At 31.7% G+C, this 12,802-nt stretch carries 9 protein-coding genes; 7 read left to right on the forward strand and 2 right to left on the reverse strand.

The annotated features are described in order from the left end of the window. Positions 1-122 precede the first annotated feature (122 nt). The 5 genes from trxA (at position 123) to C7447_RS02005 (ending at position 9,191) form a co-directional block, all read left to right on the forward strand. On the forward strand, positions 123-482 hold the full coding sequence (gene trxA / locus C7447_RS01985; RefSeq protein WP_148868504.1) for a thioredoxin: 360 nt from the start codon (positions 123-125) through the stop codon (positions 480-482). A 544-nt stretch (positions 483-1,026) separates the two neighbouring features. Continuing rightward, positions 1,027-1,998: a ribonucleotide-diphosphate reductase subunit beta gene (locus tag C7447_RS01990; RefSeq protein ID WP_148868505.1), complete on the forward strand. Its 972-nt coding sequence runs from the start codon at positions 1,027-1,029 to the stop codon at positions 1,996-1,998. Positions 1,999-2,105: 107 nt separating this feature from the next. Beyond that, positions 2,106-4,490: a ribonucleoside-diphosphate reductase subunit alpha gene (locus C7447_RS01995; RefSeq protein ID WP_148868506.1), complete on the forward strand. Its 2,385-nt coding sequence runs from the start codon at positions 2,106-2,108 to the stop codon at positions 4,488-4,490. 123 nt (positions 4,491-4,613) lie between these two features. Continuing rightward, positions 4,614-5,951 (forward strand): deoxyguanosinetriphosphate triphosphohydrolase, encoded by a 1,338-nt coding sequence (locus C7447_RS02000; protein ID WP_148868507.1) that lies wholly within the window; start codon positions 4,614-4,616, stop codon positions 5,949-5,951. A gap of 54 nt (positions 5,952-6,005) precedes the next feature. Then, positions 6,006-9,191 carry a PA domain-containing protein gene (locus C7447_RS02005; RefSeq protein ID WP_148868508.1) on the forward strand — a complete coding sequence of 1,062 codons (3,186 nt, stop codon included), beginning with the start codon at positions 6,006-6,008 and terminating at the stop codon, positions 9,189-9,191. Between the two features lie 154 nt (positions 9,192-9,345). Here C7447_RS02005 and C7447_RS02010 read toward each other — a convergent pair whose 3' ends face one another. Further along, positions 9,346-10,851 carry a glycosyl hydrolase gene (locus C7447_RS02010; RefSeq protein WP_148868509.1) on the reverse strand — a complete coding sequence of 502 codons (1,506 nt, stop codon included), beginning with the start codon at positions 10,849-10,851 and terminating at the stop codon, positions 9,346-9,348. A gap of 90 nt (positions 10,852-10,941) precedes the next feature. Then, a complete protein-coding gene (locus C7447_RS02015) occupies positions 10,942-11,511 on the reverse strand; it encodes a DUF3109 family protein (protein ID WP_148868510.1) in 570 nt (189 codons plus the stop codon). A 78-nt stretch (positions 11,512-11,589) separates the two neighbouring features. On the opposite strand from C7447_RS02015, the gene C7447_RS02020 reads away from it, so the two are divergent. Beyond that, positions 11,590-12,171, forward strand: coding sequence for a MarC family protein (locus C7447_RS02020; protein WP_148868511.1), 582 nt, complete (start codon positions 11,590-11,592; stop codon positions 12,169-12,171). 1 nt (position 12,172) lies between these two features. Next, positions 12,173-12,781 carry an NAD(P)/FAD-dependent oxidoreductase gene (locus C7447_RS02025; RefSeq protein WP_148868512.1) on the forward strand — a complete coding sequence of 203 codons (609 nt, stop codon included), beginning with the start codon at positions 12,173-12,175 and terminating at the stop codon, positions 12,779-12,781. The last annotated feature ends 21 nt before the right edge of the window (positions 12,782-12,802 follow it).

Consider the following 12,802-nt stretch of genomic DNA (forward strand, 5'->3'; position numbering starts at 1 on the left):
GAAGAAAAACTATTTATTTGTTATACTTTAAGAGCTTTTTAACAATTTTATTGTCCTATAAACAATATTCTTTGTAATTATAGCTGTAAAATTCGTCTAACTTTACACAAAAAAGAATATTTATGACAGAATTATTAACAAAAGAAACTTTTTTACAGAAAGTTTTTAATTATGAAGAAAATAAAGAGTGGAAATTTGAAGGAAAAATTCCTGCAATTATAGATTTTTACGCTGATTGGTGTGGTCCTTGTAAAATGCTAGCACCAATTTTAGAACAACTAAGTGAAGAATATAATGATAAGGTTACTATCTATAAAATAGATACGGAAGCTGAACAAGAGCTATCTGCCGCTTTCGGTATAAGAAGCATTCCTTCTATGTTATTTTGCCCAGTAAACGAGGAACCTCAAATGGCACATGGAGCTTTACCAAAGCAACAAATCGAACAAATTATTGCCGAGGTTTTACAAGTAAAAAAATAAACTTTTTAAACATTAAATAGATTTAACATAAAAAAATACTTATTTTTAATAATATAGAACCCCTATAATTAAAATATTATCAAAAAGATAATCTTAAAATCACTTTTAATCTACCAAACACACAAATTTTTAAACCATTTATACAAATTAGTATTAAATTTTAATTAATGTATATACATTTGTAGAGTACTTTATGTATTTATAATCATAAATCGTATATTGGGGATTATTCGAGATTATGAAAAAAGAAAAAGCGATATATTTATATCGTTTTTTTTTGTTTTATTTTTTCCTGAAAATTCATTTTCTGCTTCAAATAAGAAACCCAACAAACTCCACTAGCGATAAATTTAACAACTACTTAAAACACTAAAAATAAGAACATTAGACTTGTGGTTATTTACTTTGATTTACTGCAAAAAAATCTATTTTGTTAAAAACTTCAAGGGGTTTGTGAATAAGTAGGTCTTTCATTTTGGAACAATTTTTCCAATCTTTGTTATTCCCCAAAAATTGAAAAAAAAGACCAACTTAAAATTATAGAATGGCTGCCATAGAACCTATTTTACAAGAAAACAAGGACAGATTTGTTATATTTCCTATTCAACACAATGATTTATGGGAATGGTACAAGAAACAACAAGCATGTTTCTGGACTGCAGAGGAAATCGATTTACACCAAGACCTAAACGATTGGAACAACAAACTAACTGATGATGAGCGATATTTCATCAAACATGTTTTAGCTTTTTTCGCTGCATCCGACGGAATTGTAAACGAAAATCTTGCTGAAAATTTTGTAAACGAGGTTCAGTATTCTGAAGCTAAATTCTTTTATGGTTTTCAAATTATGATGGAGAATATCCATTCAGAAACCTATTCTTTGTTAATAGACACTTATATTAAAGATGATAAAGAAAAGGACCGTCTTTTTAAAGCTATTGATGTTTTTCCTGCTATTAAGAAAAAAGCAGATTGGGCATTAAAATGGATTGAGTCCGATTCTTTCGCTGAGAGATTAATTGCTTTTGCTGCCGTAGAAGGAATTTTCTTCTCAGGTTCTTTCTGTTCAATTTTCTGGTTAAAGAAAAGAGGATTATTACCAGGTTTAACATTCTCTAATGAGTTGATTTCTCGTGATGAAGGAATGCACTGTGATTTTGCAGTTCATTTACACAATAATCACCTAGTAAATAAAGTTCCAAAAGAAAGAATTAGAGAAATTATTATCTCTGCACTTACTATTGAACGTGAGTTTATTACAGAATCTTTACCTGTAAGCTTAATAGGTATGAACTCTAAATTAATGACACAATATTTAGAGTATGTTACAGATAGGTTGTTGTTAGAATTTGAATGCGAAAAAGAATACAACGCTACCAATCCTTTTGACTTTATGGAGATGATTTCTTTGGAAGGAAAAACAAACTTCTTTGAAAAAAGAGTATCAGAATACCAAAAAGCTGGAGTAAAATCTGGAGGAACAGGAGATATTAGTTTCGATGCTGATTTTTAAAAATTTTCTGTTTTTTAAAGTAAAAAGACTTAAATTTAAAACAATTAGGAAACGTTAAAAAGGGGATATTTTAACGTTTCTATTAACCAATATAAAACCAAAAAAATATGTATGTAGTAAAAAGAGACGGACGAAAAGAGCCTGTGATGTTCGATAAAATCACAGCAAGAGTTAAAAAGATGTGTTACGGATTAAACAAAATTGTAGATCCGGTAAAAGTTGCCATGCGTGTTATTGAAGGTTTATATGATGGAGTAACTACTTCTGAATTAGATAACCTTGCTGCTGAAGTAGCAGCAACAATGACAACTGCTCATCCTGATTATGCAAAATTAGCTGCACGAATAGCCGTTTCTAACTTACATAAGAATACTAAAAAATCGTTCTCTGAGACGATGGTAGATTTATATGAATATATCAATCCAAGAACAGGAAAAAAAGCTCCTTTATTAGCAGATGATGTATATCAAATCATCATGGATAATGCAGAAAAATTAGATTCTACTATCATCTACAGTAGAGATTTTAACTACGACTATTTTGGTTTTAAAACGTTAGAAAGATCATACTTATTAAAATTAAACGGAAACATTGTTGAGCGTCCACAACACATGTTAATGCGTGTTTCTATTGGTATTCATAAAGAAGATATTGATGAAGCAATTGCTACATACGAGTTGATGAGTAAAAAATATTTTACACATGCAACACCAACCCTATTTAATGCAGGTACACCAAAACCACAAATGTCTTCTTGTTTTTTATTACAAATGCAAGATGATAGTATTGACGGAATTTACGATACCTTAAAACAAACGGCAAAAATTTCGCAATCTGCAGGAGGTATAGGTTTGTCTTTACACAATGTTCGTGCTACTGGTTCATACATCCGCGGAACAAATGGAACTTCTAACGGAATTGTACCAATGTTAAAAGTTTTTAATGACACAGCTCGTTACGTAGATCAAGGTGGAGGAAAACGTAAAGGTTCTTTCGCAATGTATTTAGAACCTTGGCATGCCGATATTTTTGAGTTTTTAGATTTAAAGAAAAACCACGGAAAAGAAGAAATGCGTGCGCGTGATTTATTTTATGCAATGTGGATTTCTGATTTATTCATGAAGCGTGTACAAGAAGATGCAGAATGGACATTAATGTGCCCAAATGAATGTCCTCATTTATTTGACACCTATGGTGAAGAATTCGAGCGTTTATACACCAGTTATGAAGCAGCAGGTAAAGGAAGAAAAACAATTAAAGCACGTGAGTTATGGGAGAAAATATTAGAATCTCAAATTGAGACTGGTACTCCTTACATGTTATATAAAGATGCTGTTAACCGCAAAACAAATCAACAAAATTTAGGAGTTATCCGTTCGTCAAATTTGTGTACAGAAATTATGGAGTACACTGCAGAAGATGAAGTTGCTGTTTGTAACCTAGCTTCTATTGCAATGCCGATGTTTGTTGCAGAAGATGAAAACGGAAACAAGTTTTTCGATCATAAAAAATTATTTCAAGTAACTAAAAAAGTAATTAGAAACCTAGATACAGTTATCGATCGTAACTACTACCCGGTAAAAGAAGCTGAAAACTCAAATTTCCGTCACCGTCCTGTTGGCTTAGGAATTCAAGGTTTAGCAGACGCCTTTATTATGCTACGTTTACCGTTTACATCAGAAGATGCAAAAAAATTAAACCAAGATATTTTTGAAACCTTATACTTTGCTTCTGTAACTTCTTCTATGGAAATTGCAAAAGCCAAAGAACCTTATTCAACGTTTGAAGGTTCACCAATGTCTCGAGGAGAATTCCAATTTAACATGTGGGGGATTTCTGAAGAGGATTTAAGCGGAAACTGGGATTGGAAAAAGTTGCGTAAAGCGGTAATGAAAAATGGTGTTCGTAACTCATTATTAGTTGCACCAATGCCAACAGCTTCTACATCACAAATTTTAGGAAACAATGAAGCTTTTGAACCTTATACTTCTAACATTTATACACGTAGAGTATTGTCTGGTGAGTTTATCGTAGTAAACAAACATTTATTAGAAGACTTAGTAGAACTTGGTTTGTGGGATAACAATATGAAAGAAGAGATTATGCGTGCAAACGGATCTATTCAAGATATTGAAGCCATTCCTCAAGATTTAAAAGAATTATATAAAACAGTTTGGGAGATGAGCATGAAAGATATTATCGATATGGCGCGCCATAGAGGATATTTTATCGATCAATCTCAATCGTTAAATTTATTTATGAAAGATCCTGACTTTGCTAAATTAACATCGATGCATTTTTATGGATGGAAATCGGGCTTAAAAACAGGAATGTATTACTTACGTACAAAATCGGCTGTAAACGCAAAACAATTTACGTTAAACGTAGAAAAGAAAGAGGAAGATAAACCGATGAGTGCAGATGAATTTAAAGCAATGGTAGAGGCTTCTAAAAATGAAGGGCCAGACGATTGCTTAATGTGTGGTTCTTAAGAATTAACACAAGATAATTTTCTTGTTTTGAAGGGGCAAGAATGTAGTATTAAATTAAAAGTGATAAAGAGAAGTCGAAAGGCTTCTCTTTTTTAGTAAATTCGAAAAAAATTCTGATTAATAATGAACTGGGAACAACTACTTTCTTTAAAACGATTTGGAGACACACAAAAGCGAGAACGCGCGCAACAAGACGAAACACGTTTAGGTTTTGAAGTAGATTTTGATCGAATTATATTTTCTTCAGCTTTTAGGAGTTTACAAGATAAAACACAGGTAATTCCATTGTCAAAAACTGACTTTGTTCATACGCGTTTAACACATAGTTTAGAAGTATCTGTGGTTGGTAGAACTTTAGGAAGAAAGGTAGGAAAAGTTCTTTTAGAACGTCATCCGAAGTTAAAAGAATTAGGATATACTTTTAACGATTTCGGGGCTATTGTTGCCGCTGCTTCAGTAACGCACGATATTGGGAATCCGCCTTTTGGTCATTCTGGTGAAAAAGCAATTGGTGAGTATTTTAAAACAGGAAACGGTTTACAATACAAATCAGATTTAACCGATAAAGAATATCAAGACCTTATCGATTTTGAAGGAAATGCTAACGGATTTAAAATTTTAAGCGAAAGCAGAGAAGGGATTTCTGGTGGTTTACGTCTTTCGTATGCAACTTTAGGAGCTTTTATGAAGTATCCTAAAGAGAGTTTGCCTAAAAAACCAACCAAACATATTGTCGATAAAAAATATGGCTTTTTTCAATCTGAAAAAGAAGAGTTTTTAGATATGGCAAACAATTTAGGTTTGTTAAAAAAAGAAAGTGACGGAATTTCATTTTATCGTCATCCACTTGCCTATTTAGTGGAAGCTGCTGATGATATTTGTTACACCATTATTGATTTTGAAGATGGTATTAATCTCGGACTCATTGATGAAGATTATGCGTTGGAATATATGATTATGTTGGTAAAAGGCGCTATTGATAGTAAAAAATATCATTCTTTACAACATAAAAAAGATCGAGTAAGCTATTTACGTGCGTTGGCGATTGGAGTTTTAATTAACGAAGCGGTAGATATTTTTTTAGCAAATGAAGAGGCTATTTTAAAAGGAGAATTTGACAAAGGCTTGCTAGATAAGTGTAAATATGAAGCACAAATTAATGATATCATTAAAATTAGTGTTGAAAAAATTTACCAGTCAAAAGAAGTCGTAGAAAAGGAAGTTGCTGGATATAAAATTATTGCCGATTTACTAGATGTTTTTGTAACCGCACTTAATAACAAATTCAACGGAACACAATCTAACTACGATAAGTTGGTTTTAAACTTACTCCCTGAAGAATATCAACAAGAAAGACAAAAACTATACGACAGAATCATGCAAATATGTAGTTATATAGCAGGAATGTCAGATGGTTATGCAATTAGGTTGCATAGAAAATTAACAGGAAATATTATATAATTGTATAGATATTTTATTAATTTAGCAGCATTTAGCAATCTTTTATATTAAAACATGAACAAAAAACTACTTTTATTGGGAATTTTTTTAGCAGCTGTAGTAGTTGTTTATAAATTTTATTCAACTGAATCTGAAGTTGAAAAAATACGCACTCAGCATGCAGAGTTTTTGAAAAACCACCCATTTAATAAAATAATGGAACTTTCTAAAAAAGAAAGAAAAGCAAATCGTTTACCTCCAAATAAATTCTTTGAACAAGAATATTTAAATGAGATAGATCCATCAACAGGTAAAACATATCCTAAGAATATTTTTATAACCCAAAAAGAGTTAATACAAAATAAGCCCTTAGATAGATCTCCAGGAGATGGAACTGATAATGCTTGGGTTGAAAGAGGTCCTGATAACGTTGGTGGTAGAGTTAGAGCAGTTCTGTTCGACCCTAATGACACCACAAATGAAACTGTTTTTTCTGGAGGAGTTAGTGGTGGTTTATGGAAAAACACAAATATTTCTAGTCCTACTTCAAAATGGACAAGAGTAGGTATCCCTGAAAATTTATCAGTTTCTTCTATTGCTGTCGACCCTAATAACTCAAATATTTTCTATGTAGGAACAGGAGAATCTTACGTAGGAGGTGATGTTAGTGGGGATGGTTTATGGAAATCTACAGATTCAGGAAATACTTGGACTAAAGTTTTTGGTGGTATTACTGGAGATAGCTTTTTTCAATCATCAGATAATATTACTGTTAATTCTCCTTCAAATATTCAAGGAGATTACATCTCTTATCCAACTACAAATTTTGGAACAACAGTTACTTCTCAAATAACAGCTGATTTAGTGTTAGCAAACGGAAATGTTCCAGTAACAGGAAGTAATGGGAATACATCTACTGACCCAAATGAAGGTTGTGGTAGCTCAACTGTTGATATGACAGGTAAAATCGCTTTAATAAGAAGAGGGGTTTGTGCTTTTGTTGAAAAAGTTAAAAATGCACAAGATGCTGGAGCTATAGCAGTAATTATGATGAATAATATTGATGGTGATCCAATTCCAATGGGAGGTGAAGATGCTACAATTACAATACCATCTATAATGGTTTCTAAAGCCCATGGAGATATGCTACAAAACGCATTAAGTTCAGGAAATGTAAATGTTTCTATAAACCCTTCTTCTGGTCTTTTTACAGCTGTCGTAGTACCTGGACAACAACATATTAATGACATTAAAATAAGAAATAACACAGGCCTTTCAGAAATATATGTCGCTGTTGCAGATGCCGCTTATGGTTCCTCAAATTCAGCAACAGTTTTAGGAGGTTTAACATTTGGACTGTATAAATCTATTGATGAAGGTGCAACTTGGGTTAAATTAACCTTACCTAATACTGTGAGTGGAAATGACACATGTCCTAATGATATTTCAATTGGTGCTGACAATAAAATATGGGTAAGCACAACTAGTAGTAGAGCATATGGAGATGGTGGTGGTAGAGTTTTCTCTTCTGATGATGGTGTGACTTTCATCCAAAAATATGAAGTAACTAATGGAGATAGAACTCAAATTGAAGCTTCTAAAATAAATGGAAATAAAATATTTTTATTAGCCGAATTATCAACGGGTGGTAGTGTAACAATTATTAAAACAGAAGATGCTTTTGCAACAGCCCCGACGACTTTACCTTTGCCTAATGATGCTGATACAGATATCTCTGCTGATGATTTTACACGAGGACAAGCTTTTTATGACTTAATGTTAGCTCTTAACCCAACAAACGATGATAGTGTGTATGTTGGAGGTATAGATTTATTTAAGTCTACTGATGGAGGAATAAGCTGGAATCAGTTCTCTCATTGGTATGGTGGTTTTAGTTTCCAAGAAGTACATGCAGATCAACACACAGCGGCTTTTGCAAATGGCGACAGCAATAAAATGTTGTTTGGAAATGATGGGGGTGTATTTTATACTACTGATTCTGGAGATAATACACAGTCTAGAAATAATGGTTTAAACATTACACAATTTTATACAGTGGGTGTAGCTCCTTCAACTACTTTTGGGGGAGATGAATATTTTTTAGCAGGCGCACAAGATAATGGAACTCAACTAATTGAAAATGCAAGTTCTACAATAAATAGTTCCATAGAAACTCAAGGAGGAGATGGGGCGTACAGTTTTTTTGATCAAGATGGAACCGATAAATACTATATTGCCAATTATGTATATAATGATAATATAAACTTATATAATCTTGAAAATGGACAGACTAAAAATATAAGTAGTGAAGACACTAGTAATGGGGATTTTATTAATCAAGAAGAATTAGATTCTAATTTAAATATTTTATATAGTAATTATTCTAATGGAACTAATATTAGAATTAGAAGATATGCAAATTTATTAGGGTTTATTTTTAAAACGATTTTAACTGATGATCTTTTAACTTCAAGTCCTAAAGCAATGAAAGTATCTCCATACACTACTTCTTCAACTACCTTACTAGTAGGAACAAGATTAGGAGATTTACTAAAAGTTGAAAATGCAAATGGGACTCCTGTATGGTCAGAAATATCTGGGCCAAGTTTTGTTGGGTCTATTTCTGATATAGAGTATGGGCAGTCAGAAAACGAAATATTTGTTACAATGCACAATTATAATGTTGTTAATGTTTGGTACACAAATGACGGCGGTTCAACATGGGAAAATATTGAAGGTAACTTGCCTGATATCCCAGTAAAAACTATTTTACAAAACCCTTTAAATACTAGTGAAGTAATTATTGGTACTGAATTAGGTGTATGGAAAACTGACGATTTAAACACAGGAAACCCAATAGAATGGTCCCATTCTTATAACGGTATGTCTAATGTTAAAGTAACAGATTTAGATTTACGTGATGATAATACAGTTTTTGCAGCGACTTACGGTAGAGGAATTTTTTCTGGTCAGTTTACTGCTGCAACTGCTTCTATCGAAGATGTTATTAAAGGAACAAAAGTATTTTCAGTATATCCAACCGTTTCTAATGGTACATTTAATGTGTTTGCAAAATCCACCCTTGGAAAAGCAAAAATGTTAATTTATAATATGAATGGGCAAGAAACATATCGTTCTGATTTAAATTTTAATTCTAAAGAAAAACATGAAGTTTCAATTAATGCTAATCCAGGTATGTATATTGTAAATATTATTGATGAAAACAATAAAAAAAGTTCTCAAAAAATAATTATTAAATAATTTAATTTAGGTATAAAAAAAGCTCCATATATATGGAGCTTTTTTTATACGTTTTTATATATATTCTTCAGAAAACAAAATTTAAATTGTTATCAATTAATTTCTATTTTTAACGATTGTTATTTTAAACGCATTTTTTTCTCAACTAAAAGTATTACTGAATAATTAATTTACATTTTCCTTTCCCGTTAACACCATTTATATTAAAGAAATAAATACCCGTTCCTATATTGTTAAATTCCTTTAAGTTTATTTGAAAACTTGATTTGTTTACTTTTATTTTTTTTGAAAAAATCTGTTTTCCCAGTATATCATTCAAGACACAAAGAAAAATACCTCCCGATTGCTCCATATTTAATTTTACATTAATAATACCATCAGTATCAATAGGGTTTGGATAAATTTCTGTTTTAATAGAATCAAAATCATTAAATCCTAAAGAGTTTTCAGAAATTTCAATCCAATTAATATTAAAGCCTGCGTCCTTTATTAACATTCTCAAAACATGTTCTCCTTCTTCAAGTTGGATTGTAGTTAAAACTGTAGTCCAGTTTTGCCAACCTCCTGTATTAGGAATATTAACAGACGTTTTTAACTCATTATTAATCAAAAAATCAATGCTTCCAGTATTTGTTCCTGCAACTCTTACGTTTACATTGTAATTACCCGCTTCATTCACTTTAATTTTATATTCTGCCCAATCTCCATTATCAGTCCACCCTATATTCATAAACCCATCAATATCTTCGGTAAGTTGCGTAAATAATCCAGACATAAGATAGTACTCTTCGGTTTCAATTCTACTTGGTATTTCAAATTTCAGGTTAGGATCATAAATAGGAATATCCATATATAATTGCCCTAACTCTGTTAGTGTACCATCTGCTCCATATAAATCAATAAAAGGATAAGAAGTCTGGTTAGATTCTCTACGTCCAATAAACCAGGCATAGCGATACACATCTGGATCACGTTCTAGAAAATTTACTGTTCCTGCCAAATATTCTTTTTGATCTTCTATTTCTGTTACTGAACTATCCCAAGCTGCAAATTCTGTAACCCATATAGGTTTATTATATTTTCTAGCATCCTCAATATAATCAACAATCGAATTTCCCCCTCCATACCAATGTAAGGCTATATGATCCACACGACAATCTGTACAAGCATCAAAAAAATCGTCTAAATACGTAAATGGATTGCTATAAGTAACTCCATTTTCAGAAACGCAATTACCACAATAATTTATTGCGGGACCTACAATAGTAAGATTATTATCTGTGGCAATTGTTTGAAGAGCAGGCCATCTATTAGCTGCTTCAGAAGGAGTCATATTTGCTTGATCCATAAAATTAGGTTCATTAAACCCTAATACATATTTTACATTACTGTCTTGAGAAACCCAATTATCTACATTTTGTATCCCGTTGGCACTCCAAGCCATTGAAGCAAAGTCTATATTGTAATTTTGATATGTAGATCGTATATCTGCATCCGGTTCTGCGGCCCAATTATACCACCAAGAAATATTTTCTGAAAAAATCTGTATATCCATCACTGAATGATAACCATACCCAACACCTCTTTTGTAACTTTTATTTTGCGAATACGATGATTTAATTATAATCAATAACACAAACAACAGTAATACTTTTTTCATACTCTATAGGGATATAGTTATTTTTATAACCAATAAGAATGCTATTTATTATAATCAACTAACAAAGATCATCTAACCATTAAGAAAGATTTATTTTCCTTGTTTTGCAGCCACTTTTTCCAACTCATCATACCAGTTTTGTCCAAACTTTCTTACTAGGGCTTGTTTTACAAATTTATAGATGGGAACTTGCAGCTCTTTTCCTAAAGAACAAGCATCATCACAAATTTCCCATTTATGGTAGTTAACAGCTGAAAATTCTGAATAATCTTGTACTCGAACAGGATATAAATGGCAGGAAACGGGTTTTTTCCAATTCACTTCTCCTTGATTATATGCTTCTTCAATTGCACACAACGCTGTGTTTTTTTCATCAAAAATAACATAAGCACAATCTGCTCCATCAATTAATGGAGTTTCTAACTCACCAAAATCATTTTTTATCCACCTTCCTTGTGCTTCGATGGCTTCAATTCCTTCTTTTCTTAAAAAGGGTTTTACTTTGTCGTAAATATCATCTAAAATCTTAGTTTCTTCTTCTTCTAAAGGGGCTCCTGCTTCTCCATCTATACAACAAGCTCCTTTGCAAGCCGATAGGTTACAAACAAAATCTTTTTCTATAATATCTTCTGAAACGATTGTTTTTCCTAACTGAAACATAAAATATCTTTTTTATAAGGCAAAAGTAGTGGATTGTTAGTTTACTTCTATAATTTTGTACTTTAAAAAACAAAAACTATGAATTTTAATATTAAAGAAATTGTAACTGCCTTTATGGTATTATTTGCAGTAATTGATATTATTGGAAACATCCCTATTGTTATCGATTTACGTAAAAAAGTTGGTCATATTCAATCAGAAAAAGCTTCTATAATTGCTGGAGCTATAATGATTGTTTTTTTATTTGTTGGTCAGCGGTTATTAAGTTTTATCGGTTTAGATGTTCATTCTTTTGCTGTAGCTGGTTCTTTTATATTGTTTTTTATCGCTTTAGAAATGATCTTGGGGATTACTTTGTATAAAGAAGATGATGATGACGCAATGAATGCTACGGTTTTTCCGCTTGCTTTTCCTTTAATTGCCGGACCAGGTAGTTTAACTACTTTACTTTCCTTACGTGCTGAATATTCAACAGAAAATATATTAGTAGCTATTTTAATTAACGTTATTGTAATTTTTATCGTTTTGAAAACTTCTTCTAAAATTGAGCGTTTAATTGGTGCTAACGGAATAAAAATTATACGAAAAGTCTTTGGAGTGATATTATTAGCTATTGCTGTTAAATTGTTTGCTGGGAATATTAAAGCTTTATTTATTTAAAATGATTTTTGATACTTTAATAATTGGTGGTGGTGTAGCAGGAATGCAATGTGCTTTAGTATTAGGCTCAGCAAAAGACAAGCCTTATGCTAAAGATAAAAGTATTGGAATTATTATCCATCAAAGAGCTTCTCATCTTCAAAATGCACTATTTAATAATGTTTTAGGATTGCCACAAGGAACACTGGGAAAAGATGTTTTAGAAGAAGGAAAAAAACATTTGTTGGAAGTTTATCCGAACGTTACTCAAATTGAAAAAGAAAAGGTTGAAGCGGTTTTAGAGAATGAAATAGGTTATAAGATTATTACCAATAAAAATGAATACTACTCTAAGATTGTTGTTTTAGCTTTAAACTATGCCAAGCCATTTGAAATTGCAGGATTGGAACAATATGTTGAACGTCATACGAGTGCTAACCCAATGAAAGACAGGATTCAATTACGAAACTATAATCACATAATTAAAGAAGGATTATATGTTTGCGGCACGATTGCAGGTTGGCGAAGCCAATTTGCAATTGCAGCGGGTAGTGGAGCGTCTGTAGCCTCTGATATTCTAACTCTTTGGAATGATAATATTGGGACGCAGGTTCATGATAAAACTAGCTGATATTTAAAAAATTTAATCCTT

It is taken from the genome of Tenacibaculum adriaticum (genome assembly GCF_008124875.1).
GTDB lineage: Bacteria > Bacteroidota > Bacteroidia > Flavobacteriales > Flavobacteriaceae > Polaribacter > Polaribacter adriaticus.